Origin of the sequence: Dickeya lacustris, assembly GCF_029635795.1 — a bacterium.
Taxonomy (GTDB): Bacteria; Pseudomonadota; Gammaproteobacteria; order Enterobacterales; family Enterobacteriaceae; genus Dickeya; species Dickeya lacustris.
Genome location: NZ_CP114280.1, coordinates 3,900,578 through 3,926,884 on the forward strand (window position 1 = coordinate 3,900,578; position 26,307 = coordinate 3,926,884).

A 26,307-nucleotide genomic window follows, 5' to 3' on the forward strand; every position below is an offset into this window, starting at 1 on the left:
TGTCTGAGGCCGCTTTTTCACGACCAAAGCGTGCTATGATGACGTACTCTTCTGTTCGAACATCCTGCTAAGTTATTTATTCCGAAAGGATATTTCATGATTTCGTTTGACCCAACGCTGCTGGTGTTACTGGCATTGGCGGCCCTTGGCATTATCAGCCAGAACATGACCGTGACGCTGGCTATTTTGTTTCTGGTGATTGTGCGTATCACACCGTTGCATCAGACATTCCCGTGGGTAGAAAAATATGGCCTCTCTTGCGGCATTCTGGTTCTGACCATCGGTGTGATGGCGCCGATTGCCAGCGGTAAAATTGCCGCCGGTGACATCCTGCGTGCGTTTGTACACTGGCAATCGCTGTTGGCGGTAGCGATTGGCATTGGCGTCTCCTGGCTTGGTGGGCGAGGCGTCACCCTGATGAGTAATCAGCCTTCGGTGGTGGCAGGATTGCTGGTTGGCACCGTGATGGGTGTGGCGCTGTTTCGCGGCGTGCCGGTTGGGCCGCTTATCGCCGCCGGGCTGTTGTCGCTCCTGATTGGTAAAGGATAACGGCCGTGATACCGCAGGCGATAGCCCACTCATTCGTGCAAAGCCAGCGCGACCAACAGCGCTATGGTATTCGACGTTTGGTTGTGCTCAGTGGTCAACCCGGCTGGTGTGATGAATGTGCGCAACAACTGAGTGGCTTGTTGAGCGGCGACTGGCTGTGGTTGAGTGATGCGGCACCCATGCAGGTGTCATCATTACCGCCTGCCAGAGCGCACATGCTGCTGGGGCAGGAATACCAGCATGCGGTGTTTGATGCTCGCACCGGCTTGGATGCTCAGGCATTAGCGATTCTGGCCGGTACGTTAAGGGCGGGAAGCTGGCTGATTTTACTCACGCCGGAGTGGGAGACATGGCCTGATTGCCCGGATAGTGACAGTTTGCGCTGGAGTGAGCAGCCAGAGGCGATAGCGACGCCCCACTTTATTCGTCATCTGCAACGTCAGCTATTACTGGACGATGAGGTGGTGATATGGCGTGAACAGGACGGGCCATCGACAATTCCCCCGCCATCCACACGACCTGAGTGGCACCCGGCGAGCGGTACGCCAACGGCCTCTCAACAAGCGGCGCTTGAGCGCTTGTTGGGCGCTGACGTGCGCGTGTCGGTAATATCGGCTCCGCGCGGTCGTGGCAAATCGACGCTGGCAGGGATGCTGGCGCGTCAATGTCAGGGGACATGTTGGGTCAGTGCCCCCTCGCGTGCCGCCTGCGATAGGTTATTGCAGGAGTGCGGTAGCCGCGCGGCATTTTTTGCCCCTGAACGCGCTGCTGGCTTATTGTCAGCAACAGCAAGATATTCGCGCAGATTGGTTACTGATTGATGAGGCGGCGGCCATTCCCTGCGCGCTGTTATCTGCGCTATTGGGCTATTTTCGTCGGGTTGTGATGATAACGACGGTGCTGGGGTATGAGGGGACTGGACGTGGTTTTTTGCTGAAATTTTGTGCATCACTGTCTGACTGGCAGATGATTGAGCTGACCTCGCCACTGCGCTTTGCCGGGCACGATGCACTAGAGCGAATCATTGACCGGGCGCTGTTGTTTGATGCGGAAAAGCAGGTGCCAGAAAAATTAGCAGGGCCTTTTTCAATCGATGCAGAGATCCCGGCAGGCTGGCTGCATCAGCCAGAACGCCTCGCGCAATGCTATGGATTACTGTGTAGCGCCCATTATCGTACTTCGCCACTGGATTTACGCCGCCTGCTGGATGCGCCGGGAATGCATATCGCCAGCGCGCGTGCCGGGCAGCAAACCGCTGGTGGTTATTTGGCTGGTGGAGGAGGGCGGGTTGCCACCAGCATTAGCCTGGGAGATTTGGGCAGGCCGCCGTAGGCCCAGAGGCAGCCTGGTGGCTCAGTCGCTGGCCGCGCATGGCAACGTATGGCAGGCACCGGTACTGCGCTCGCGACGAATCAGCAGAATTGCCGTGCTGGCAGCACATCGTGGTCAAGGAATTGGCCAGTCGTTGGTTGCTGCGCAGCAGCATCAGGCACGGTTGGCCGGGGTGGATTTTTTATCTGTGAGTTTTGGTTTTGAGCCGGGGCTGTGGCGATTTTGGCAACGCTGCGGATTTTTATTGGTGCGAATAGGCAGCCATGTTGAAGCCAGCAGCGGTTGTTATAGCGCGATGGCCCTGTTGCCCCTCAGTGAGGCGGGTAAAACGCTGGCAATCACGGCACAACAGGAGCTGGCGCGAGACTGGTTCTGGTTGCAGCGAGAGATTCCTCTGTCGCTGCCGGGCCTTGCCCGAGATGACAAGCATTTGACGCCTGATGACTGGCGCAATCTGGCCGGATTCGCGCTGGCTCAACGTACGGCGCAGGCGTGTCAGGGGGCATTGTCACGCCTGATAACCCAGTCGCCGTTACCATTACCCGCGCTGCGACAGTGGCTGGAGCAGGGCATGGCGGTGACACAGTCTGTACAGCACCTGCAATTAGCGGGTCGAAAAGCATTAACTCAGCGCTGGCGTCAGGAAGCGGCCGAAGCGCTATGCCAGCTGGATGCGTTGCAATGGCAATCTTGGCAAGAAAGGATCGCGGTTTGTTAATGGGTTTTTACTTTTCGGATTCATTTCAAGTGGCTTTGATCACAAATTGGTCACATTTTCTGTGCTTCAGCCTGCCAATCTCGCTGCGTCATATACACTGATCCTGATACAGGATAATGGAATAACTTGTTCAATAAACCTCAATATTGACCTGCCACTGAGGGGCGTATAGTGACAACCAGACACGTTTGATAGGCGGTTTCCTTGCACGGAACCGTGGGAGACTGATATGAAGCATGATTATTTTGTGGTGCAAACCCCTCCTTCACCCAAGCAGTTGTTCCTTTTTTATCACGGCGTTGGTGATAATCCGGTTTCGATGGGGCAAGTAGGGCGTTATTTTGCCAACTCATTTCCGCAGGCACAGGTTATCAGTATTGGCGGCCCGCAGGCTATCAGCCTAGGCGAGGGTCGCCAGTGGTTCTCCGTTCAGGAGGTGACAGAGGAAAATCGGCCCCGCCGGGTCGGTGCGGCCATGCCACATTTTGTTGAGACAGTACGTTACTGGCAGGAACAAACCGGCATTGACTATGCGCACACTGCGCTGGTGGGGTTTTCGCAGGGAGCCATCATGATCCTCGAGTCGTTGAAGGTTGAACCCAATTTGGCCGGACGCGTCGTTGCCTTCGGTGGTCGTTTTGCCTCGCTGCCGGAACAACCATTTTACGACGTTGTGGTGCATCTGGTTCATGGCGAGGACGATCCGGTAATTATTGCCGATCACGCTCGCGAGGCCGCTACAAGTTTGCGCGCCCAAGGCTCAGATTTCACGCTCGATCTGGTGCCTCAGTTAGGGCATGCCATTGATGATCGGATGATGGATTGCGCCCTGGATCGTCTGCACCATTATATTCCCAAGCGTTTTTGGGATGAGGCGGTGATGGGCGCGCGTGGTGAGTTGATCGCTTTTCGCTAGCGAAAAGGCTGTATTGTGTATTTCTGTTGAACGGCAGGCCGGGATTTCCCGGTCTGCCTGTTTAGGGGCACGTAATCAGGGTTTCTTTTTCGGCCACTCGTCTTCATTATCCCACTGTGCATTATTATCACGGTGCGGCGGTAATGGGGGTTTATCGTTTAGAAAACGTTTGTGATCAAGACGACTGAGCGCCTTGATGCCATTCATGATCATGCCTAATAACACCAGCAGCACGACCCACCAGTAATCAGCAAGCCATCCCATAACGCGGTTTTCTCCCAGAGTCAGTCAATATTGGTCAGCGCATCAATGATGGCGCATTGTCCATCACGATAAAGCGCTCGAATATGTAGGATAAATGCGCCAGAAGCCAAGGCTTACCGCCGATATCCTCGCCCTGCCAGGCTTGCATCATGCACTCAGGCGTCAGCAAGGATTGCGCCTCTTGTGCCAATGGTGCGTAGCTCAGGTGCCACGGCTCAATGGCAACACCGGCATTATCCTGCGCGAATGGCCGGTAAAACCCGAAATGAGCCATATGCTGTGTCAGCCACTCGTTAAGCCCGGCAAAGTAACCACCGGGCTGATATTCCCACGGCTCCAGTTGTAACGATGCTGTCTCGGGCAACCGGTCAGGGTCATACACGTCAAGATCGCAGCCCCAGTGGTGGCGGCTGGCTCCTGGTAACGCTGACCAGCGCAAGATGGCACGACAGCGTGCGCCTTCATCAAGCGACAGTGCATCAATCGGCTGGCTATTGTTATCCAACAGCGGGCGAGTGCCGTTAAATTTGCCATTCCAAATGCTACGCTGGCGCTCAAAATCGCGAAAACTGCTGGCCGGTTGCAGATTAAATCCATCGCGCCCGGCGGCGTGTTGCATCGCAAGAAATGCGCTGGCTGCCTCAGCCTGAAGACGGTGCGAACCGGTTAAGGCCACCAAATGCGTATCGCTTTTACCGGTCAGGCACACCGTGCTTATCATGCAATTAACAGCTCCATAATACGCTGATACATCCGGCTCAAGAGTTGCAGGTCAGCGGCACTGACGCATTCATCGACCTTGTGAATCGTGGCATTAACGGGGCCAAGTTCAACCACTTGAGCGCCCATGCGGGCAATGAAACGGCCATCAGAGGTGCCGCCATTCGTCAGTAACTGTGGTGTGATTTCGTTATAGTGCTGCACCGCCTTAACAACCGCTTCAACCAATTCTCCACGCCCCGTCAGGAAGGGATGGCCGGAAAGCTGCCAATCCAGCGTGTAGTTGAGTTGATGGCTATCAAGTAAGGCGGCAACGCGTTGTTTGATAAGCGTATCCGTCAGTTCAGTGCTAAAGCGAAAATTAAACTGAACGTATAACTCGCCAGGAATCACATTGTTGCTGCCTGTCCCGGCTTTGATATTGGCTATCTGCATACTGGTTGGCGGGAAAAATTCATTACCTTCATCCCAGACGGTGTTCACCAGCTCATGCAAGGCGGCCAGTGCGCGGTGTACCGGGTTGTCAGCCAGATGCGGATAAGCGACATGGCCCTGAATACCTTGTACCCGCAGGTTCGCGGTGATAGAGCCGCGTCTGCCGTTTTTTACGACATCACCGACTCGCTCGGTGCTTGATGGTTCACCCACCAGGCAATAATCCAGACGCTCCTGGCGCGCCATCAATGTCTCGACAACTTTTACCGTACCGTTAACGGCACTGGCTTCTTCATCTGAGGTGATAAGAAAGGCCAGCCGCCCCTGGTGGTTGGGGTGTGCGGCGACAAAACGTTCTGCGGCAACGACCATGGCGGCGAGAGAACCCTTCATGTCAGCGGCGCCTCGGCCAAATAACATGCCGTCGCGGATAGTCGGTTCAAACGGCGGAGTATGCCACTGGTTTTCGTCACCAACAGGGACGACATCGGTGTGGCCAGCAAAGGCTAACGTTTTACCCTGTCCGCGCCAGGCCCAAAAATTTTGCGTATCACCAAAATTGAGCGGCTCAACCGTAAAACCAATGGCTCGTAATCGTTCAATCATCAGTGCCTGGCAACCGGCGTCATCCGGGCTGAGTGAGGGGCGTTTAATCAGTTGCTGGGCCAATTCTATTACCGGGCAAGACACGTTAGTTGTTCTCCATAAAAAAGTGCCGATAGTTGTCTTCACTAAATCCGAGCAGGAATTTCCCTGAGTCAGTCACTAACAGCGGGCGTTTAATCAGAGCAGGGTATTGCAGCATAACAGCTTTTGCGGCGCTTTCGTTGTCAATGGATTGGCGGAGGGATTCGTCTAACTTACGCCAGGTCGTTCCCCGCGTGTTGAGCAGTGGTTGCCAACCCGCCAGTTCAATCGCCGTCTGTAGCTGTTCGTCGCTTAAACCATCAACACGGTAATCATGGAAGTGATAAGCCACCTGGTGTGTTTCCAGCCAGCGACGGGCTTTTTTCATGGTATCGCAGTTTTTGATACCATAGAGCTTATACAAACTTTTTTGGGCGTTATCAGACATGAAAAAATGCTACCTGTATGTAAGGGTGAGTTCGGATCAGCAGATACAGGGCGATGGTTTGGATCGCCAGGAATCTATGCTAATCAATTATTTTAATGATAATGCCGCAGCACAGGATTTTGATCCACAGTATGAGGTGATCAGGGATGAGGGGCGAAGTGCGTTCAAGGCCGAACACTTACAGGAAAATGCTGGGTTAGGTAAGTTCTTTAAACAAGTAAAAGAAGGTCTGATTCAACCGGGTTCAGTACTCATTGTTGAATCGCTTGATCGTTTTTCGCGTGAAAATCCCTTTAGATGTGTCGAATACATTTCACATCTCGATAAGAAGCAAATAGAACTCCATGATGTCGATAAGCGGCTAATTATTAGCCGCAGGCACTCGAATAGCCTTACCTTTGCGACAATGATCGCTGAGCGTGCTTATGAAGAGTCCCGGTTAAAAAGTTACCGTATTCGTAAAGGGTGGGACAAACGCCGTAGGATGGCAAAGGAAGAAGGTCAGTATATGATCAAAAACTGCCCGCCGTGGATTAGTATTGTTAATAACAAATACGAACTTAATGATAACGCGAAAATTATTCGTGAGATTTTCGATTTATACCTGTCAGGTATCCGCAGTTTTAATATATCGAAGATGATGAATAATTCAGGAAGATTGATTAATGACAAACTTTGGACAGGTACAAAAGTTTGCCGTGTCCTTAGAAATGTTCGCTGTAAGGGCGACTACATTACAAATATCACTGATAGAAACTTTGATGATGACACTATTAACGTTACAAGTGAAATATTGAAAATATATCCAGCACTAGTATCAGATGATGAATTTAGAGAAGTACAAAGACGTTTAGAGGGACACAATTACAGCGGACGTATACGCAATGACTTAAAGAAAACTCTTTTTAGTTATGTAGTGAAATGCTCGTTTTGTGGTTCCGCTTTGAGTATGAACACTACAGGAAAATACACGTATTTAAAATGCTCAAACTCACGAGAGAATAACGGTTGTTCTGCGTCAATGTTACCTTATATGCCTTTTGAAAAAGCCATGCTAAAACATATCAAAGATATCGATGTTGCGGCAGTGCTGAATAATACAGATAGGACATTTAACGAAATAGATAAAATTAAGTCTGAAATGGTCGAGTTGAAGAAGAATATTGATGAGTACGTTCAGGGTATTGCTAAACGAAAAAAACAAGGGCAGTTGATTCCTTTTGCTATGCTTGATGAACAGTCTCAGGCAGAAGATAGATTAAAGTTACTGAAAGAATCATTGGCATCAAAATTAGAAAGTACCAGTATAACGCATGTTGAATTTTCTGATGATGTTCATGATGTTAAAAATATAGAAGAAAGAGCACGTTTAGAAGTTGAATTGAAGAAGGTTATAAAGCGTATCGATGTCTCATCCGAACCTAATAAAAAATTCATAATCGCAGATATTCAATACTATAATGATTATCATGTTAAGCATGTGCTTTTACTCAATAAAAAGAACGGTACTATTAATGCGATAGGTGAAATTTCTCAAAAAAATGGATGGCGAACCTATTCTTTCAGCGAAAATAATCGAGTGATCTTTAGAGTTGAGAGTAATGGTGACATTTGGACGGTACAGGCAAGGAATGGCCAATCAATAGAAGACATAAGTATGTATATGACCATGATGGTTGGGCGTGAACCTGATGGCTTTGATTATCATCTCAATGAAAGTTTTATTGAATGGATTGAATAAAAATACTGTCGTTTAATCCAGTTCCCATTGGAGATCCTAAATACTAATAACTAAAACAACGAAAGGCCAGACACTGGAATGGCTGACCTTTCTAAATTAATCAATATGGAGCGTGTACAAATGATTAATCCTACACCTATTTATAACAAGTTTAAATACGTATCTGCTGAGTGTGGTTCAGGTAAAACCACAGCTATATGTAATATAATCAATAACAGTACTGAAAAATATATTTTAGTACAGAACACTCAAGAACTTATTAAGCAGACAGCAAAGAAAATCAATAATTGCGAGTATATTATTACGGATACAGTACCAAAAGATGAAAGCGTTATTAGTTCAGTTATTGAATATCTTTCATCTGGAAGTAATAAAACATTAATCATAACAGATAAAACGTTTTTCAAAATCCCTCGTGAATTGTTATCTGGCTGGAATGTTTATATTGACGATGTGACTAATTTCCACTCTTTCCAGAATATAAATGAAGGGAGTCCTGAGATAAAAAATGTTATCCGAAATGTTTTAATCCATAAAGTACAGTCATTAGATGACAGAAATATGTATATTGCGGCTGAAAGAAATCCAGAAGTTCAGGGTGATGTAGTAAAGAACATTTTAAATCAACTGTCAGTATTGAATGATAATGATCTTTTTATAATGAATAATGAGTACTTTATCGATGCTGAAAAGGAGCAGCTTAATATCACCGCATGGAAAGATCTCAATAAGTACACAGATATATCAATTACCTTTCTTGGTGCTAATTTCGAAAACTCATTGATCTATAAAGGAAACAAAGAATTATTTGAAAGTACTGAACTTGAAGGATTACAGACACGAGAAACAGAACTCAAAGACAGGTTAAAGGTTTATTACTTCTCTAAAAAATTCAAACTATCAAGGACATGGAAAACTAACAACCCTGATAAAGTACAAAAAATATACGATTTTCTCGATGCCAGACTTGACGGGCAAGACTTCTACTGGACGAAGAACAAAAGTGATTCTCAGAGCCTCAAGAACGGCACAGAGATAAGCCCGGATGCCAGAGGATTCAACCAGTACCAATACTTGCTCACGTGCGTTTGGCTGGCCTGTATGCGTCCCTCTGAAACAGAAGCTAAACAGTGTGAATTGTTCTTTAAGATTGACGGCGAGGCGATACACATCGCAAGGGAATACGAAAGTCTACACCAGTTCGTACTACGAGGGATTTCGAGGAATTTTGACAGTGCTGAAACGCAGACCGTTTATGTTTTTGATGAATGGCAGGCCAGATCTCTTACTGACAATATTGAGTACATAGATCTCGGTATTGATGATGATGAAAAAGGGCTGAGAGGCAGGCCGCAAGGTTCAATGAATAAGGAAAAGCGTTTTACTCTTGATAACACTAAAGCAAGGAGTTTCCTCCGCTGGAAAGACAAAAATCCAGGACTTGAGTTAGAAGCGTTCAGGGCTTTTCTTGCCACATCTACTAACAAAGATCTCAGTACTGAGGAAAAGGACGCCATGTACGAGAAGTACGAAAAAGCAGTACAAAAGAAACAGAAATAGTCCCGCGTATTTGTCAGAAACACCATCATAAAACCAATAAATGTCCGAAAAATAATACCTTAAAAGTCTTTAGGTATTAAATTTCAGACATCACAACGAGTAAAAGCGAATTAACTACCTGAAAGCAGGAGCGGCGAAGCAAGCGAACTGTTTCGGGTAGTTAGTGAGAGTGCTCACGCAGTGAGTACTTGATATCTATCCCATTGTTTATATAGATAAAAGGTTTAAACAGTACCCGCAAGCGAGTACTGTTCGCTGGATTCGGTTCTACTGCCGCGTTCCTTTCAGTCACTGGCAGAGCGAACCAATCGCGTTTTTCTGTCCTTTCAGTAAGTACATAACTGATTGTTATTTAATCACTTATATACTAATGACTCCTTTGTGTACTTAGCGGGATATCTGCTGTTTCAGTCACTGGAAAAGCCCTGTCAGTACTGTCCAGAGCGAAGCGACACCCGATCCAATCATTCCTCCTTATGATGGTGTTTCCGACAAAACGCACAGGAAGCCTCTGAACGCGATGTGCGTTACTGACATACCTGAATTTACAAAACCCCATAAAACGCCGTAGCGACGTCTTGAGAGCGTTTGCGTGATGGAATCGCCAGTATTCCCTGTATTGAAATGAGATACATAGCCAGTTTTATGTTCTACGAATCCCTTTGATCGATTTTACCTATTGATTTGTATAGAATTAATAGATTTTGATAGTTTATAACGATCAATAATAGTTAAATTGATCGTTAATATCGATCATTGTCGGACGTGCGTGTTACTCTTGAGAACCTGAATACGGACGGCTTTAAGTCCGTGCTTTTGGCCTGAGAGAAGCTAACGGGAGTGACAAAACGGTGAGAGTGGTACAACTGCTAACCTATAAACTTTGGGGGGATTCCTTTTTAAGAGAGCTACCTAAAGGCAAACGAATTATTGCCGATAATACAAATAGAACGAACCATCGATTTGGACAATTATTAAAGGATAATTTCGGTGAGTAAATATTTTAAAATAGGAATTTTTGGCATTTGGGGAGTGTTTTTATTCCTTGCGTCAATGGATAAATTTGGTGATCTTTTCGCAGTCGGTACTGGCTTATGGTCGGTAGTCATGCTTTCCCTCGCTGGATTGTGCCTGCTACTGGCAAGTACTGCCGCGATAGGTTGGGCTGTTTTGGGTTTAGGTACTCTCCGGGCTGAGTACTTACCCTATAAACTCGTTAACAATTATACAGTGCCAGTACTGATCATTGTACTGGCTTTCGTGGCAAGTGCTGCCCGATCCTCAAGTGATGAATCCAGAGCACAAAAACTTGGATTTAAAGACGGCAAAGATTTTTCTATTGCTCGTGAAAATAACATTACTAACGTTGCCGATTATGCCAAATTCGTAGAAGAGCAAAAAGTTATAAAGGCTGAAAAGGCGGCTCAAGATGCGTTAGCGGCAGCCGATAAAGCTGAACAGGATAAGGTGGCAAAGTATGTGGCTATATTTTCCGATTCTGGTAGAAAGGAGCGAGCACAAGAGTTAATCAGTAAAGATCTTAAAGAAAATACTGAATTGACTAAAAATATACTTGATGAAATAGCATCTTACTCAAATGATTCAGTAGAAAGAGATGTGGCAGAAATGGACTATTTAGAATATGGGGTAAGTCTTAAATTATATGATTTGGCAATAGATAAATCTAATTGCCGTCAGGAATTGAAAAATCAATTAGCTCCATATACAGCATGGAAAGACTCTCAGGATTGGCGACCATTCAGTGAATTTCCTAAGTCTATGCTAAAACAGGAAATGTATAGAAGGGATATCGTTAATGCCGATTACTCTAAGAAGAAAACTGAACTGGAAAACATTTTCAGAGAATGTGTTTTTTCACTAATTAATAAAACTAATCACCTTTCTCGTCCTAATGCCAAACCAGTAATTCAAGAGGCATATTTTTCTGAGAAGTTACAATGCGTTCAGAAAAATGGAGGTGATTATAATGCGTGTTATCCATAACATGATGTTTTCTGTATCAGATGGTATTGTTATTTTGGTTTAGAAAACATATAACTAAGAGGCTATATAAAATGAAAAAGTTACTAATTTTGGGGTTGTTATTCAGTACTTCAACTTTTGCCGCATACAAAACATATGATCCGCATAAAGATAGCAAACTTGTAACTAAAGCGATTTCTGGCGTATGTAAATCAGAACATCAAAAATATGATGGTCTTGATTATCAGCTTAAATCAAATATCGGTAGTATGAGCGATGCTGACGCAAAAAATGCCGTAGAAAATTTTAAGGATGCTAAACGTAAGCGTTGGGAATGTATTGAAAAAGAATTGAATAAAAAGAATATAACATTGAACTTAGAACAGTTGTTTAAAGAGGATAACCTTTAGCGAATAGTTCATAATAAGGGCAATGGTTATTCATTGCCCGAATTTACAATTAATCATTGCTGTAAGTGGTTGTAATGATTTTTTTGTATTAAGTGATATAAATTGTATGGGAATCGGAGGTATGATAATGAATGTATTAATATATACGGTGCTTTTAGTTGGACTGTCATTCTCTGGTGTAGTTCGAGCCGATTTATTTTGTTATGAAAATACTCCTGTTTATAATTTTACTGAGGATGGTGTCAGTAAGTACCCTAATATTCAAGCGAATATTGTGATGCAAACAGTCAAAACAGATACAGTACTCAGGTCATATAGTAGTGATGATCATGTAGTGCTTGAGTACTATAAAAATAAAAATTTTATACAAAACACTTTAAAGAAAGTGAAAAATGGAATTTTTCGTGATAATGCGAATTTGATAGTGATAGTAAATCAAGCAACAATGTACCATTATCAACGCATTAAGTTTCAAGGGCAACCTGTAGTGGTTAGAAATCAATATAAATGTACGCCAGCTTGATTTTGCTAATTTAGTTTGTCGTAAGGAATTGTCTCATCAACTCTACTGTAGAGCAATGCCAGATATGCGGGCATACATATTATCTAAGGCCGCTTTCGCGGCCTTCTGTATACAGAAATGGAAATGCCGCTAAGTTACCAGCCTTTAGAACATAAAATAATCGAAACCCAGTTCACCCATTTTTTGACAAAAAAGTTAAAGGGATCGTTTACTCAGATAAAAGTAGAGTCTGTTTTTTTCCGCACGATTTAAAATCTTGTCCGTCTGATCAGGCTCAACCCCACCGACCAAATGCCATGTACTCAGATCACTGTATCCATCTTTCCACTAACCCGCTATCGACTAAAAAACGAACGATAAAAAGTCTTTTTTGGGTAGTCCCTTGTGATACTCCTCTTTTGCGTCTCGTTTAGTATCATTTATACATTGAAATAATTTAAATGATGCTGTATCATTTAGTTAATTCAAATGATACTAATCGGTAGTGAGGGCAGGGAAATGATTTTTGGTTATGCGAGAGTCTCAGCAAAAGATCAGAACCTTGAACGTCAGTTGGCAGTACTTGAACCTGTTTGCGACAAAATTGTTACAGAGAAAGAATCAGGGAAATCCACCAGCGAAAGACCTGAATTGTTGAACTTGCTTTCTCACCTCCGCGAAGGTGATACGCTCATTACTCATTCTATCGATCGCCTTGCTCGTAATACCCGCGATTTATTGGAAATGATTGATAGCCTCGTTGAACGCGGGGTCACTGTTCAGTTTTTGGCTAATTCAATGAGTTTCGATAACTCCCCACAATCCCGCCTGATCTTAACTATGATGGGGGCTGTTGCTGAGTTTGAAAGAGGTATGATCGCATCCCGTCGCAATGAGGGGATCGCTCTTGCTAAAGAGGCGAAGAAGTACAAGGGTAAGCAAAAGAACAAGGAGCTACACAGTAAAATCATTGAAATGCTCCAGGCAGGGAAGAACACACCGGATGAGATCGCAAAGTTGTGCGATTGCGGCAGGGCTACAGTATTTCGTGTGAAGAAGGAAATGATTGCCAGTAGTACTGCCAGCATTGAGAACTGATATAGCGGCAGGTAGCAAAGGACGGATTTGTATAGGTCAGTACTGTCCGAATCCTTTCGATATCCTAAGTGATAACATCAAAGAGGCTATATGGCCTCTTTTGTGTTTGTGCTAGGCCACATAACTACTTGTTACTGATAGTTAAAATACTCCTCCTCCATGAAAACATAAAAATTTTGTCTAATGTTCAATGTATTTTAATGCCATATAGCGTGATGGTCATGATCAAAATCCGTTACTTTTCATGTTGTAAGAGCGAAAAAGCATACAACAGAAACCTGATGACGGGCATAACATTAAAATAGTCTTAATAAATCATAGGGTTGAGTTGAGTAGGGATATTCTGGAAATGCGAAGACGAGCACATTTCTGCGCCCTGAATGCTTTATCTTGTTTAAAAAAGAAGCGTATAATAACCCCGTAAGACCAAGAAGCCTAAGGAGCTACTATCATGATCGAAGTCGAACTCAACAACTGGAAAAGCTTCATCGACGCAATGCTGCGTAAATGACGGTTGATGCATATTAGACTAGTACGTTTTTATTTATTTTCATTAACCGCCAGGACAAGAATTACCCCTCATCAGAGCAGTAACCCGTTGGTTACTGCTTTTTTATGTCTTTAACTTTATGATTTTAAAAAATTAATTTTCGCTTAATGTGTTTGTGTTAGGTCTAAAGACTGGCGAAAATTTTTGTTTTCTCTTTCTTGTTTTGTGATGAGCACCACAAATTTAAGGCTCATGTTTTTGGCTTATCTGCCGCAGATTCGTCTTATGGCCGCTGGGATGGTAAATGAGGAAGTCTGAGTAAATAAAAGGGGTTATTATTTACATTGCGATTGTAAGTGAGCAATGGGCAATCGCCGTGTGCGTACAAAGCACCACAGAAGTTGATTCCAGTCTGGTTATTTGTGTGTTGAATGGTGTCAGTTCACTCTTTTATCGTTTTTTATCACTTTTTAGCAATGTTCGGCTGGACAAATGCGCTGCTACTTGCTGTACTGTACTTGACACAGATTTAGTGTCGTTCATTCATGTTAAAGGTAAGTTTGATGTCTAAGATTAAAGGTAGCGTTAAGTGGTTTAATGAGTCCAAAGGATTCGGTTTCATTACTCCTGAAGATGGCAGCAAAGACGTATTCGTACACTTCTCTGCTATCCAGAGCAACGGTTTCAAAACCCTGGCTGAAGGTCAGCGCGTAGAGTTTGAAATCACCAGCGGCGCTAAAGGACCTTCTGCTGCTAACGTTATCGCTATTTAATTATACCGATTTCCTAAAAAACCCGCCTTTTGGCGGGTTTTTATTTTTGTGCTGCGATCTGTTTTCTGGCAAAGCATTGTTGCCATATTCATCGGTCATGCGAGTCAGTGTGTACTTAACCAACCGACCAACGCAAATGCCAGTGCTGTCATCAGCAGTGAGCCTGCAAGGTTCAGGAATAAATTGAGCAAGGCCGCAGCCCATTCACCACTTTGTAGTAACGCGACGACTTCAAAAGAAAACGTAGAAAAGGTTGTCAGGCCACCGCAAAAACCGGTGGTGAGTAGTAGCTTCCAATAGGGGGGGATATCGGGTTGCCGTATGAAATAGCTCATGGCTGCGCCGATAATGAACGCGCCTGTCAGATTGGCAATCAGTGTTCCGGCTGGCACGTGGGGGAACAGGCTATTAAAACGTATGCTGAGTTGCCAGCGTGCTACACTGCCAAGTCCGCCGCCAAGAAAAACGGCAAGTAACGTACTGAACATAGTCACCTTTCAATTCTTTCTGTTTGATTCCAAGTGTATTGATAGCAAGGGCGTATACCGCCGTCAGGCTTGTTATCTTTTCTTGCCATCGCCCGTTGTAAATAAAGAGCGCGTGCCTTTATACGCTATCTACACGCTCCCTTATTGGCTAATGCCATAATGGCATGCATGATGTGTCTTTTGGTGACAAAAGGCACCGGTCAGTTCTGTGTCGCCTGAGTGTAGCGATGCGACTGTTTTTTTTATAGAGCTGACAGGTCTATCAAATGTATCCGTCTGTGATTGACAAGGAGCCAGAATGAAAGTGGCATTAGGGCAATTTGCTGTGCAGCGTTCGTGGCAGGATAATGCGCAAACTTGCGTGAACCTGATGAACCAGGCGGCAAGTGCAGGTGCGGATTTGCTGGTGCTACCTGAGGCTGTGTTGGCACGAGATAATGCTGACCCGCAATGGGGTGTTGTTAATGCACAGCCAATAAATGGGCCGTTTGTCAGCCAGTTATTGCAGGCCAGCCAATCGTTGAATCTCTACACGGTTTTCACACTGCATACACCAACTGTAACAGGGCAAGTGTACAATACCTTGCTGGTGATTCGGCGTGCCGAGGTGTTGGCGCAGTATCATAAACTGCATCTGTATGATGCGTTCAGTGTGCAAGAGTCCCGTTTCGTTGCCCCTGGCGATACCTTACCGCCAGTGGTCGAGATAGCCGGAATGCGTGTTGGTATGATGATCTGTTATGACCTGCGTTTTGCCGAAACAGCGCGCCACTTGGCGCTTCATGGGGCGGAGGTGTTGGTGGTTCCCGCTGCATGGGTAAAAGGCGCTCAGAAAGAGGCTCACTGGGCGCTACTGGCCAGAACGCGGGCACTGGAAAATACCTGTTATATGGTGGCGACCGGTGAGTGTGGCGAGCGTAACATCGGTAACAGTATGGTGGTTGATCCTATGGGGGTCGTGATAGCTCAGGCCGCCGAACAGCCCGAATTATTGCTGGCGGAACTAAAACGTGAGCGTATTGAGGCCGTACGTCATCAGTTACCTGTTCTGCGTCATAGCCGTTTTAAGCCACCTGTATTACGATGAGCATCAGGATTATTTCGATCGGATAAAAAATCAGCGACTGGCGGCCCAAATTTTGACTGTGTTAAGATGAGGATTGCGATATCCGGTGGTTCGATTGACAAAAGAGCAACGTAAAGCGCGCTGGCTTTCCCAGCTCACATTATTTAGGTAGGTAAGTATGGAAGGTATCAGTATTGCCAAACTCTTAGTGATTGGCGCTTTGATTGTTCTGCTGTTCGGCACAAATAAGCTGCGCAGTCTGGGCAGTGATCTGGGCACGGCAATCAAAGGCTTCAAAAAAGCGATGAATGACGAACAACCTGCGGCAAAATCCACGCCAGCGGATGAGCATCCGGCAACCATTACGGATAACCGTCAGCACAAAGAGTAATGCCGCAGAGCGCAGTGAATCAGCATTAAAAAAGCGGAGGGGAAACCGTCCGCTTTTTTGTTTCTGTCGTCTCTCTGCCCTGATGGGGCAGCACCGCTACTTCACTTCAAGCCCTTTTGCCTGTAGATCAGCGTGATAAGAAGAGCGCACAAACGGCCCACAGGCTGCGTGAGTAAAGCCCATTGCCATCGCTTCGGCTTTCATCGCATCAAACTCTTCTGGCGGTACATAGCGCTGAACGGGCAGATGATGACGGCTTGGCTGTAAATACTGTCCAAGCGTCAGCATGGTTACACCATGACGACGCAAATCACGCATGACCTCGACGATTTCCTCGTTGGTTTCACCTAATCCGACCATCAGGCCGGATTTAGTCGGGATATCGGGGTGCGCCGCCTTGAATTTTTCCAGGAGTTTTAGCGACCACTCATAATCCGCTCCCGGTCGAACCTGGCGATAGAGGCGAGGGACATTCTCCAGATTATGGTTAAACACATCCGGTGGAGTGGCGGTTAAAATATCTAATGCGCGATCCATTCGTCCACGAAAATCAGGCACCAGCGTTTCAATGCGGATATTGGGGCTCTTGCGCCGAATGGCACTGATGCAATCAGCGAAATGCTGTGCGCCACCATCACGAAGATCATCGCGATCGACAGAGGTAATTACGACGTAGCGTAGCCCCATATCGTGAATGGTCTGGGCCAATTTTTCAGGCTCGTTGGCATCGGGGGTAAGGGGGCGGCCATGAGCCACGTCGCAGAATGGGCAGCGACGGGTACAAATAGCGCCCAGAATCATAAAGGTTGCCGTGCCGTGGTTGAAACACTCCGCGAGATTAGGACAGGACGCTTCTTCACAAACCGAATGCAGACCATTACGACGCATGGCGTCTTTGATGCCCTGAATTCGGCTGGAGTCCGCAGGTAACTTGATTTTCATCCATTCGGGTTTGCGGAGCATTTCCTGACGCTCGGTGGCAACGGTTCGTACCGGGATCAGGGCCATCTTGTCTGCATCACGGTATTTGACGCCACGTTCGATCTGAATCGGTTTACTCATATTTGCGTAATTTCCAGTTCTGAATCGCAGTTATGAATTTTATTAAAATTCATTGGATTACGTGAGTTGTTAAACTTTTTTTTAAAAAACTCACAAATTATATCATCTTTACCGGCCTGCGGCAGCGGTGAAGCAATGAAATGCAGAAATAATGTAAATCAGATGTAATAATTGATGTATCAGGCTTCGCCCGGTAGCGGAATAGGGTGAGGTTCACCGCATTCAGACCAGGGCCATTGCAGCCATTCGCACTGCGAATAACCCAGTTCTGCAAGGAAGGCGTTGACCATCACTTTGGCGGTATCCACAACCGTGACGTTCGCCGAAAGGTCGCTTAATTGCGTCATACTCATGCCCGCATAACCGCAAGGATTGATACGCAAAAAAGGCGATAAATCCATCGCGATATTCAGCGCCAGCCCGTGAAAGGAGCAGCCGTGGCGGATGCGTAACCCAAGTGAGCAGATTTTTTTCTCGCCGACGTAGACCCCCGGTGCCTCTGGCCGAGCATGGGCCTCGACGCCGTAGTGTGCCAGAGTACGGATCACGGTATTTTCAATCGCGCTAACTAACTGGCGCACGCCGACTTTACGACGCTTTATATCGACAAGTACGTACATCACCTGCTGGCCGGGGCCGTGATAAGTTACCTGACCACCGCGATCGCTTTGTATGACGGGAATATCACCGGGGGTTAAGATGTGCTCTGCCTTTCCTGCCTGCCCCTGCGTAAATACCGGTAGGTGCTCGACCAGCCAAAGCTCATCGGCGCTGGTACTGTCCCGCTGTTCTGTGAAGGTGTGCATTGCATGCGACACGGGTTCGTAAGGTTGTACGCCCAACTGGCGTACGACAATCTTATTGTGCACTGCGTTAGCCTCGCGCACTGCGCTGAGAGATTGCAGCGGCAGTGCCATCATCCGGTGGGCAAAGTAGGGCAATTATAGCGGGGCTGTAGAACGGAGAATAGCGCTTTGCGCGCTGGCCGGCGCGCTAAAGACGAGACGTGGTTACAGCACCATACGCACGATTTCAATATTGCCCAGTTCTTCGTAGAGGGTTTCTACCTGTTCGATATGGGTCGCGGTAATCGTGATAGAGACAGAATGATAATTGCCTTTGGCGCTCGGCTTAATCTGTGGGTGATAGTCACCGGGCGCGTGGCGCTGGACGACTTCCACCACTTTATCGACCAGCTCCGGTTTTGCCAGCCCCATGACCTTGTAAGTAAATGAACAAGGGAATTCGAGTAATTCATTGAGTTTGGTTTTCATGGTGACTCCAGAGTGATGGATACAAATATAACTGCACTGATTAACACAACGATTAATACAACGATTAACACAAGGCGCCGGTACAACGCGGCGAGATAACACAGAAACTACAACTCCCGCCACGGCGGGAGTAGAAAAGACATCGGTTTAGCGAGTGTCTGAACGTAGCAACATAAGGGCTGTTACGCAGAATTCAAGCTAAATTAGCTAAACCAGCGATGGAACATCAGCTTGATGTAATCGAACAGGCGGCCAAAAATGCCCCCTTCTTTCACTTCGTTCATCACCACTAAAGGGCGCTGCTCAATCACTTTACCATCCAACTGGAAGTTAATTGAACCAACGACCTGATTCTTGGCCAGAGGCGCATGTAACTCGGTATTGTTTAACACATAGCTGGCTTTAAGATCTTTCATGCGACCGCGAGGAATCGTGATATACACATCTTTATCCACGCCCAGTGATACTCTGTCGCTGTCACCAAACCAGACCGGCTCAGAGGCAAATTCTTTTGCCGTTTTAAGGGGGGCTACGGTTTCGAAGAAACGGAAACCCCAGGTCAGCAGTTTCTTGCTTTCAGCCTCACGGCCCTTAAAGGTTCGCCCGCCAAGCACGGCAGAGATAAGCCGCATTTGCCCTTCGGTTGCCGACGCTACCAGATTATATCCGGCAGATGCCGTATGGCCGGTTTTGATGCCATCGACCGTCAGGCTGCTATCCCATAGCAGGCCATTGCGGTTCATCTGTCGAATATTGTTGAAGGTAAATTCTTTTTCTTTATAGGTAGCATATTCGTCGGGAACATCACGAATCAACGCCTGGCCGATGAGCGCCATATCGCGCGCAGAGCTGTATTGCCCCTCAGCATCCAGCCCGTGGACGGTTTTAAACTGGGAGTTCTGCAAGCCGAGCGCTTTGACATAACTGTTCATCAGGTTGACGAACGCATCCTGACTGCCCGCTACGTAGTCGGCCATGGCAACACAGGCATCGTTACCGGATTGCAGGATGATACCTTTATTCAGCAAATACACCGGAACGCGATCGCCGGGTTTCAGGAACATCAGGGAAGAGCCCTGAAAGTCCGGGTTGCCCGTCGCCCAGGCATCTTTACCGATAGTGACAATATCATTCGGCGTGATTTTCCCGGCTTTGATGGATTGACCAATCACATAGCTGGTCATCATCTTGGTCAGGCTGGCGGGATTACGCCGGACATCGGCATTCTTCTCTGCCAGCACTTTACCGGAGTTGTAGTCAATCAGGACGTACGCTTCGGCATCAATGTCCGGTACGGCAGGGATCATGGTTTTCAGATTAATGTCGTCTGCGTAGGCGAAAGTGGATGCACCGATGGCGAGCAACGTGCCGAGCGCAATACGTTTGGTAAAACAAGACGTGATTACTGTTTTCATGATTGGAACAACAACATCCGTGGGTATAAGTTAAAAAACGAGCCACACTATAACAGATGAAAATCGGGGCGGCATCAGACAATACGTTACGTGATTTTGCCGATTCACTGGCTCTCAGCGGTTCGCGCATGTCACTGAGCTGAAAGAGGGCATTTAACCCTCTTTCAAAAATGACCAGACTCGGTTCCGGTGCGTGTTACAGCGTCGTGATAAAAGACGGCTGCTGTGCTTCGCTGGAAAGCCGTTGCTGTAAATCGGCGGCTTGCTGACGAGTCGTAAACGGGCCTAGCTGGATACGATATAAACCGTTACTTAACGTTACTTTGCCGGGTACGCGAAAACGCTCATTCAGGCTTTTTAGCCAGGTTTGGGCGCGTTGTTGATCGCTCAGTGCGCCGACTTGTACCACGATATTTCCCGTGCCAGCGGCGATATTGCTGGGCGCGCTGGCCGGTGTCGTTCTGGCCGGTGCTGAGAATGACGTTGCCGCCGGGGTGGTCGGTGCTGCGCTCACGGGCGCGGTGTCTTCAAGTACGCCGCTGCGTAGTGGCTTGGGCGCGCCGAGAAAACCGCCGCCGCTAGCGGAAAGCCCGTTACCGGCGTTGGTGGTGGCAGGGGTAGCGGTGCTGCCTGTCGGGATATCACTACCAGCAGCGGGGGGCGTACTCAGCGTTGCATTGCTGATGGGGCGTATTGCAGCAGCGCTTGGTTGCGCGCTTTCCATCATGGGGGTGCCCAGTCCGCTTGCGCCTAAGGTGGGGCGAGCCGGTAGGGCAAAGCTCTGTTTGGCCACACGGGTGCCGATAGTGCCAGGGCCTGAGAGCGAGCCATCCTGGGCGACGCTGATAAAATCTACTTTCACCTTGGTGTTATTCGACATGTTGAGGCGGTCAGCCGCCGCTTTCGTCAGGTCGATGATTCTGCCGGGGGTGTAGGGGCCGCGATCGTTGATACGAACCACTAACCTGCGGCCATTACTGAGGTTAGTCACCCGGACATAGCTTGGAATCGGTAAGGTTGGGTGGGCAGCCGCCATCGCGTTGGCATCAAATATTTCACCGGTTGCCGTGCGGCTGCCGACGGAGGCATGGTCATGCCAGGCAGCGAAACCGCTCTCGCTAAAGTTCTCTGGATTTTTGATGATGCGGTATGTCTTGCCATTCATGCTGTAGTCTTGCATGTTGGCCTGATTATATGGCTCGTAGCGAGGTTCCACCCCGCCAATTTCTTCTACCGGGCCGTTATAGGCAGCGGTTTGCGGTGCGGGCGATGACGGTTGCTCTGTCGTTGAACAGCCAGCTAACATCAGGCCGATTGCGCCAATCCAAACCCAATCCTTACGCATGGTCTACCCCTATAAATTCTTCGATAACATTTTACGGTGCGTGTGTATCGACATCACGATACCAAAACCCGCCATCAACACCACCAGCGCCGAACCGCCGTAACTGATGAGGGGTAACGGCACGCCGACGACAGGGACAATTCCGCTCACCATGCCCATGTTAACAAACACATAGACGAAAAAGATCAGCATCAGCCCGCCAACCATTACCCGGCCAAACGACGTCTGCGCATTCGCCGCGATCACTAATCCGCGCATGATAAGAAACAGATACAGCCCGAGCAGAACCAATACACCAATCAGCCCCAACTCTTCTGACAGGACGGCAAAGATAAAGTCGGTATGGCGCTCAGGCAAAAACTCTAGCTGTGACTGAGTGCCTTGCAGCCAGCCTTTTCCGGTTAAACCGCCAGAGCCAATGGCGATTTTGGACTGAATGATATGATACCCGGCGCCGAGCGGATCGGTCTCCGGGTCAAGCAGCATCATCACGCGCGCGCGCTGGTAATCGTGCATCAGAAAAAACCACAATACCGGAATGAATGCCGCCAGCAGTATGGCGGCAATCGCTATCAGGCGCCAGCTCATGCCCGCGAGGAAAAGCACAAACAGCCCAGATGCGCAGATGAGAATGGCGGTGCCAAGGTCAGGCTGGGCGGCGACTAACAGCGTAGGCGCAAAGGTGAGCACCAGCGCAATCGCGGTGTTCTTCAGCGAGGGAGGGCACATGTCTCGGTTAATAAAACGCGCGACCATCAAGGGAACGGCGATTTTGGCAATTTCCGATGGCTGAAAACGAATGATGCCCAGATCAAGCCAGCGCTGTGCGCCCTTACTGATTTGGCCAAATACATCCACCATGACCAGCAGAATAAAGCAGAAAATGTAGAGATAAGGCGCCCAGCCTTCATAGACGCGTGGGGGAATTTGCGCCATGGTGATCATGACGATAACCCCCAGGATACATTGGCCGATTTTACGCTCCATCATGCCGAGATCCTGGCCGCTGGCGCTCCACATCACAAACACGCTATAACTCAACAGCGCGATGACGCACAGGAGAAAGGGCAGGTCAATGTGCATTCTGGTCCAGATGGAGCCTTTTTGCTGACTGTCTGTCATGATGTTCGTTACTCGGTTTCACTGCCCGGAGGCGATGGTGGTGCATCCGGTAGGCTGGTATTGTTGTCGCCAAGAATAATATGGTCGAGGATCTGACGTACAATTGTCCCAACCGCCGGGCCCGCCCCGCCGTTTTCCAAAATAATCGACATGGCGACTTTAGGATTGTTATACGGGGCAAAGGCAACCATTAATTTATGGTCGCGCAGCCTTTCGGCAATGCGATTGGCGTTATAGGTCTCGTTTTCCTTGAGCCCAAAGACCTGTGCTGTCCCCGATTTGGCGGCAATCTTGTAAGAGGAATCAGCAAAAAACTTATGCGCCGTACCGTTCTGGCGATTGGCAACGCCGTACATGCCGTCTTTGACAATTTCCCAATAGCCTGAGCGAATATCGCCGATTTGCTGGTGATCGGGTTGACGATAGGGCACCTGAGTATTGTTCTCCAGCGTGCTGTTAAGCAGGTGCGGCGTCTTCACCTGACCGTCGTTAATCAGGGTGGTCAGCGCTTTCATCATCTGAACCGGCGTCGCTGTCCAATACCCCTGACCGATACCAACAGGGATAGTATCCCCTTGATACCACGGTTTTTTGTAGTGCTTCATTTTCCACTCGCGGGTTGGCATGATACCGGCACGTTCTTCCAGCAGATCGATACCCGTCAATCGGCCATAGCCGAATTTCGTCATCCATTCAGAGAGACGGTCAATGCCCATGTCATACGCCACTTGATAGAAAAAGGTATCAGCGGATTCCTCAAGGGATTTGGTTAAATTCAGGCGGCCATGACCCCATTTTTTCCAGTCACGGAAGCGTTTTTCCGAGCCGGGTAGTTGCCACCAGCCGGGGTCGAACAGGGACGTGTAAGGGGTTATCACGCCAGAGCTTAGAGCCGATACCGCAATATAAGGTTTGACGGTGGACGCTGGCGGATAAGCGCCCTGTGTCGCGCGATTGATGAGCGGCCTGTTCGGATCATTTAATAGCGAGCGGTAAGCTTTGCCGGAAATGCCGTCAACAAACGGGTTCGGGTCATAGCTGGGGGTGGACACCATCGCCAGTATCCCCGCATCGCGAGGGTCGGTGACAATCACTGCCGCCCGGCTGCCCGCCAGCAATTTTTCAATATAGAGTTGCAGGCTGAGATCCAACGTCAGGTAAATATCTTTACCTGCTTGTGGCGGCTGTTCATGCAGCTGGCGAATCACCCGGCCACGGTTATTGACCTCCACCTCTTCATAACCCGGTTTACCGTGCAGCACGTCTTCGTAATAACGCTCAATACCGAGTTTGCCGATGTCATGGGTGGCGGCATAATCCGCGAGATTGCCTTCTTTATCTAGCCTGTCCAGATCTTTATCGTTGATTTTGGAGACATAACCGATAACGTGTGTCAGTGCGGAACCGTAAGGATAGTAGCGGCGCTGATAACCTTTCACCTCAACACCGGGAAAGCGGTATTGATTAACGGCAAAACTGGCTACCTGAACCTCGCTCAGGGCTGTTTTGACAGCGATTGAGGTAAACCGCCGCGAGCGTTTGCGCTCCTTGCGGAAGTTTTCGATATCTTCATCGCTCAAATCAACAATCGGTTTGAGGGTCTGTAGCGTTTCTTCCAGATTGCTGACTTTCTCAGGAATTAACTCTAACTGATAGATGGTGCGATTCAGCGCTAATGGCGTGCCGTTGCGGTCATAAATAATCCCACGGCTAGGAGCAATCGGCACCAGTTTAATGCGGTTTTCATTAGAACGGGTGCGATAGTCGTCAAAACGTAAAACCTGCAAGTGGTAAAGGTTAAAAACCAAAATGCCACTTAACAGTAAAATGACCAAAAATGCCACCAGCGCCCGGCGTACAAACAGGGACGCTTCGGCGGTGTAGTCACGAAAGGGTTTACGCTCTATGTTCATCCGGCGACTGTTACTTCACGAAGTTCATCGTTCGCCTTACTCCCGATGGTAAGGGTGATTGGTGGTAATGCTCCAGGCCCGATACAAACTCTCTGCGACCAACACCCGGACTAGCGGGTGGGGCAGCGTCAACGGTGACAGCGACCAGCTCTGTTCCGCTGCGGCTTTGCACTGTGGTGCCAGACCTTCCGGGCCGCCTATCAGCAAGCTGACATCGCGCCCGTCTTGTTTCCATCGTTCCAGTTGCTGCGCGAGCTGGGGCGTTTCCCAACGCGTGCCGGGGATATCCAGCGTAACAATACGGTTGCCTTTTCCCACAGCGGCCAGCATCAGTTCACCTTCACGCTCCAGAATCCGCTTGATATCCGCATTTTTACCGCGTTTGCCAGCGGGCACTTCTGTGAGCTCAAAGGGCATATCTTTCGGAAAACGACGCAGGTAGTCGGTAAAACCAGTCTGCACCCAGTCGGGCATTTTGGTGCCAACGGCGACCAGTTGCAGCTTCATATCAACCCCAGAGTTTTTCCAGTTCGTACAGATTACGGCTTTCTTCTTGCATGACATGAACAATCACGTCACCCAGATCAACCACCACCCAGTCAGCGGCGCTTTCGCCTTCAACACCTAACGGCATCATACCGGCTGCGCGCGATTGCTGTACCACGTGATCGGCAATGGAGATAACGTGACGGCTGGAGGTTCCGGTACAGATGACCATGGTATCTGTGATACTGGATTTTCCTTTGACATCGAGAGCAACGATATCCTGGCCTTTTAGATCGTCAATTTTATCAATAACGAAATCTTGGAGTGCTTGACCTTGCAAAGGTTCCCCCTTGAATAGTTGATTAAGCAGCCGTTTATGGTGGCTGGAGATGACTTCAGCAGGCGCAACCCTACCCGCAGCATTGATATAGCGCAGGCTTTTTACCCCTAAGGCTGAAACCAGCGGCGGAGTATAGCATGGCCTGATAGTGAGTGGTATCAACGCTTGGGTTATCGATACAGGCCGTGTGTGTCAATATACTTCAGAACAGCGGCAGGCAGCAGGTCGTGGCAATCGATACCTTGCTGGCGTCGGGAGCGAATCTCCGTGGCTGAGATAGGCAGCAGCGGGGTGTTTGCCAGATAAATACGCCCGTGACTGAGCCGGTGTAACTCGCTGGCATCATGCGTTTGGTGTGCAAGCAACCAGGCTTGCAGCTCTGGGGTATCAAGTTGCTGGCGATAGCCCGGACGGGCGCACACCAATAGATGGCAGTACGAGAGAATATCTTGCCAGCGATACCAGTGATGCACGGTAAGCAGCGAGTCCTGACCAATGATGAATGCCAGTGGCGCTTTCGCGCCCTTTTCGGCTCGCAATGCTTCCAGCGTTTCAATGGTGTATGACGGCGTGGCGCGGTGTAGCTCCCGATCATCAACCTGAAATAACGTATGCTCGCGTGCTGCCAATTCAACCATTGTTTTGCGCGCGTGCGCGCTGGCAAGCGGTTGAGCCCGGTGAGGCGGCACATTATTAGGTAACAACACCACCTGTTGTAACCCCGTTTCTTGCGCCAGCGCCATGACCGGGCGCAGATGGCCATAATGAATGGGGTCGAAGGTGCCGCCGAAGTAGGCTGTGAGTAAAGGGGAACAAGGGGAACAAGGGGAAGAGGACAA

At 48.2% G+C, this 26,307-nt stretch carries 27 protein-coding genes and 1 pseudogene; 13 read left to right on the plus strand and 15 right to left on the minus strand.

The window, feature by feature from the left end:
- The first annotated feature begins 96 nt into the window (after positions 1-96).
- The 3 genes and pseudogenes from O1Q98_RS17605 to ypfH all read left to right on the plus strand — a co-directional run bounded on the left by O1Q98_RS17605 (position 97) and on the right by ypfH (position 3,515).
- Positions 97-549 (plus strand): DUF441 domain-containing protein, encoded by a 453-nt coding sequence (locus O1Q98_RS17605; RefSeq protein ID WP_125258773.1) that lies wholly within the window; start codon positions 97-99, stop codon positions 547-549.
- Between the two features lie 20 nt (positions 550-569).
- Positions 570-2,599, plus strand: a pseudogene (locus O1Q98_RS17610) (tRNA(Met) cytidine acetyltransferase TmcA).
- 229 nt (positions 2,600-2,828) lie between these two features.
- Positions 2,829-3,515: an esterase gene (gene ypfH, locus O1Q98_RS17615; RefSeq protein WP_125258774.1), complete on the plus strand. Its 687-nt coding sequence runs from the start codon at positions 2,829-2,831 to the stop codon at positions 3,513-3,515.
- Positions 3,516-3,590: 75 nt separating this feature from the next.
- Here ypfH and O1Q98_RS17620 read toward each other — a convergent pair whose 3' ends face one another.
- From O1Q98_RS17620 to O1Q98_RS17635, 4 genes are read right to left on the minus strand one after another with little or no spacing between them, the layout of a single operon-like run.
- Positions 3,591-3,779 carry a YpfN family protein gene (locus O1Q98_RS17620; protein ID WP_125258775.1) on the minus strand — a complete coding sequence of 63 codons (189 nt, stop codon included), beginning with the start codon at positions 3,777-3,779 and terminating at the stop codon, positions 3,591-3,593.
- A 34-nt stretch (positions 3,780-3,813) separates the two neighbouring features.
- The gene (locus O1Q98_RS17625; RefSeq protein WP_125258776.1) at positions 3,814-4,500 is read right to left on the minus strand and encodes a M15 family metallopeptidase; all 687 of its coding nucleotides are present in this window, start codon (positions 4,498-4,500) and stop codon (positions 3,814-3,816) included.
- Positions 4,497-5,624 (minus strand): succinyl-diaminopimelate desuccinylase, encoded by a 1,128-nt coding sequence (dapE, locus tag O1Q98_RS17630; RefSeq protein ID WP_125258777.1) that lies wholly within the window; start codon positions 5,622-5,624, stop codon positions 4,497-4,499. The genes O1Q98_RS17625 and dapE overlap by 4 nt, the downstream gene beginning before the upstream one ends.
- Position 5,625: 1 nt before the next feature.
- Positions 5,626-5,985: an ArsC family reductase gene (locus O1Q98_RS17635; RefSeq protein WP_125258915.1), complete on the minus strand. Its 360-nt coding sequence runs from the start codon at positions 5,983-5,985 to the stop codon at positions 5,626-5,628.
- A 22-nt stretch (positions 5,986-6,007) separates the two neighbouring features.
- Here O1Q98_RS17635 and O1Q98_RS17640 point away from each other — a divergent pair, with 22 nt between their 5' ends.
- The 8 genes from O1Q98_RS17640 (at position 6,008) to cspE (ending at position 14,566) form a co-directional block, all read left to right on the plus strand.
- On the plus strand, positions 6,008-7,750 hold the full coding sequence (locus tag O1Q98_RS17640; RefSeq protein ID WP_125258778.1) for a recombinase family protein: 1,743 nt from the start codon (positions 6,008-6,010) through the stop codon (positions 7,748-7,750).
- Between the two features lie 120 nt (positions 7,751-7,870).
- Positions 7,871-9,310 (plus strand): DEAD/DEAH box helicase family protein, encoded by a 1,440-nt coding sequence (locus tag O1Q98_RS17645; RefSeq protein ID WP_125258916.1) that lies wholly within the window; start codon positions 7,871-7,873, stop codon positions 9,308-9,310.
- A gap of 990 nt (positions 9,311-10,300) precedes the next feature.
- Positions 10,301-11,314, plus strand: coding sequence for a hypothetical protein (locus O1Q98_RS17650; protein ID WP_125258780.1), 1,014 nt, complete (start codon positions 10,301-10,303; stop codon positions 11,312-11,314).
- 71 nt (positions 11,315-11,385) lie between these two features.
- Positions 11,386-11,703: a hypothetical protein gene (locus O1Q98_RS17655; protein ID WP_125258781.1), complete on the plus strand. Its 318-nt coding sequence runs from the start codon at positions 11,386-11,388 to the stop codon at positions 11,701-11,703.
- A gap of 127 nt (positions 11,704-11,830) precedes the next feature.
- Positions 11,831-12,226 (plus strand): hypothetical protein, encoded by a 396-nt coding sequence (locus tag O1Q98_RS17660; protein ID WP_125258782.1) that lies wholly within the window; start codon positions 11,831-11,833, stop codon positions 12,224-12,226.
- 498 nt (positions 12,227-12,724) lie between these two features.
- The gene (locus tag O1Q98_RS17665) at positions 12,725-13,303 is read left to right on the plus strand and encodes a recombinase family protein (protein ID WP_125258783.1); all 579 of its coding nucleotides are present in this window, start codon (positions 12,725-12,727) and stop codon (positions 13,301-13,303) included.
- 451 nt (positions 13,304-13,754) lie between these two features.
- Positions 13,755-13,814, plus strand: a complete 60-nt coding sequence (gene ypfM / locus O1Q98_RS19820) for a protein YpfM (RefSeq protein ID WP_139348332.1) — start codon at positions 13,755-13,757, stop codon at positions 13,812-13,814.
- A 542-nt stretch (positions 13,815-14,356) separates the two neighbouring features.
- On the plus strand, positions 14,357-14,566 hold the full coding sequence (gene cspE / locus O1Q98_RS17670; RefSeq protein ID WP_009113827.1) for a transcription antiterminator/RNA stability regulator CspE: 210 nt from the start codon (positions 14,357-14,359) through the stop codon (positions 14,564-14,566).
- Positions 14,567-14,670: 104 nt separating this feature from the next.
- Here cspE and crcB read toward each other — a convergent pair whose 3' ends face one another.
- Positions 14,671-15,054, minus strand: coding sequence for a fluoride efflux transporter CrcB (crcB, locus tag O1Q98_RS17675; RefSeq protein ID WP_125258917.1), 384 nt, complete (start codon positions 15,052-15,054; stop codon positions 14,671-14,673).
- A 298-nt stretch (positions 15,055-15,352) separates the two neighbouring features.
- On the opposite strand from crcB, the gene O1Q98_RS17680 reads away from it, so the two are divergent.
- Positions 15,353-16,141, plus strand: a complete 789-nt coding sequence (locus O1Q98_RS17680; protein WP_125258784.1) for a deaminated glutathione amidase — start codon at positions 15,353-15,355, stop codon at positions 16,139-16,141.
- 157 nt (positions 16,142-16,298) lie between these two features.
- Positions 16,299-16,511, plus strand: coding sequence for a twin-arginine translocase subunit TatE (gene tatE / locus O1Q98_RS17685; RefSeq protein ID WP_125258785.1), 213 nt, complete (start codon positions 16,299-16,301; stop codon positions 16,509-16,511).
- Positions 16,512-16,607: 96 nt separating this feature from the next.
- On the opposite strand, the gene lipA is transcribed toward tatE, so the two are convergent.
- The 10 genes from lipA to nadD form a co-directional block, all read right to left on the minus strand.
- Positions 16,608-17,573, minus strand: coding sequence for a lipoyl synthase (gene lipA, locus O1Q98_RS17690; RefSeq protein ID WP_125258786.1), 966 nt, complete (start codon positions 17,571-17,573; stop codon positions 16,608-16,610).
- A 179-nt stretch (positions 17,574-17,752) separates the two neighbouring features.
- Positions 17,753-18,490 carry a lipoyl(octanoyl) transferase LipB gene (gene lipB / locus O1Q98_RS17695; protein WP_125258918.1) on the minus strand — a complete coding sequence of 246 codons (738 nt, stop codon included), beginning with the start codon at positions 18,488-18,490 and terminating at the stop codon, positions 17,753-17,755.
- 93 nt (positions 18,491-18,583) lie between these two features.
- Positions 18,584-18,847 (minus strand): DUF493 family protein YbeD, encoded by a 264-nt coding sequence (ybeD, locus tag O1Q98_RS17700; protein WP_125258787.1) that lies wholly within the window; start codon positions 18,845-18,847, stop codon positions 18,584-18,586.
- A gap of 203 nt (positions 18,848-19,050) precedes the next feature.
- Positions 19,051-20,262, minus strand: coding sequence for a D-alanyl-D-alanine carboxypeptidase DacA (gene dacA, locus O1Q98_RS17705; RefSeq protein WP_125258788.1), 1,212 nt, complete (start codon positions 20,260-20,262; stop codon positions 19,051-19,053).
- Positions 20,263-20,458: 196 nt separating this feature from the next.
- On the minus strand, positions 20,459-21,607 hold the full coding sequence (rlpA, locus tag O1Q98_RS17710) for an endolytic peptidoglycan transglycosylase RlpA (RefSeq protein ID WP_125258789.1): 1,149 nt from the start codon (positions 21,605-21,607) through the stop codon (positions 20,459-20,461).
- A gap of 9 nt (positions 21,608-21,616) precedes the next feature.
- Entirely contained in the window at positions 21,617-22,729 is a 1,113-nt protein-coding gene (mrdB, locus tag O1Q98_RS17715; protein ID WP_125258790.1) for a peptidoglycan glycosyltransferase MrdB, read from the minus strand.
- Positions 22,730-22,737: 8 nt separating this feature from the next.
- Complete coding sequence (gene mrdA / locus O1Q98_RS17720) at positions 22,738-24,642, minus strand: peptidoglycan DD-transpeptidase MrdA (protein WP_125258791.1); 1,905 nt, start codon at positions 24,640-24,642, stop codon at positions 22,738-22,740.
- 36 nt (positions 24,643-24,678) lie between these two features.
- Positions 24,679-25,149 (minus strand): 23S rRNA (pseudouridine(1915)-N(3))-methyltransferase RlmH, encoded by a 471-nt coding sequence (gene rlmH, locus O1Q98_RS17725; RefSeq protein ID WP_035340699.1) that lies wholly within the window; start codon positions 25,147-25,149, stop codon positions 24,679-24,681.
- A gap of 1 nt (position 25,150) precedes the next feature.
- A complete protein-coding gene (rsfS, locus tag O1Q98_RS17730; protein WP_125258792.1) occupies positions 25,151-25,468 on the minus strand; it encodes a ribosome silencing factor in 318 nt (105 codons plus the stop codon).
- A 170-nt stretch (positions 25,469-25,638) separates the two neighbouring features.
- Positions 25,639-26,307 (minus strand): nicotinate-nucleotide adenylyltransferase, encoded by a 669-nt coding sequence (gene nadD / locus O1Q98_RS17735; RefSeq protein ID WP_125258793.1) that lies wholly within the window; start codon positions 26,305-26,307, stop codon positions 25,639-25,641.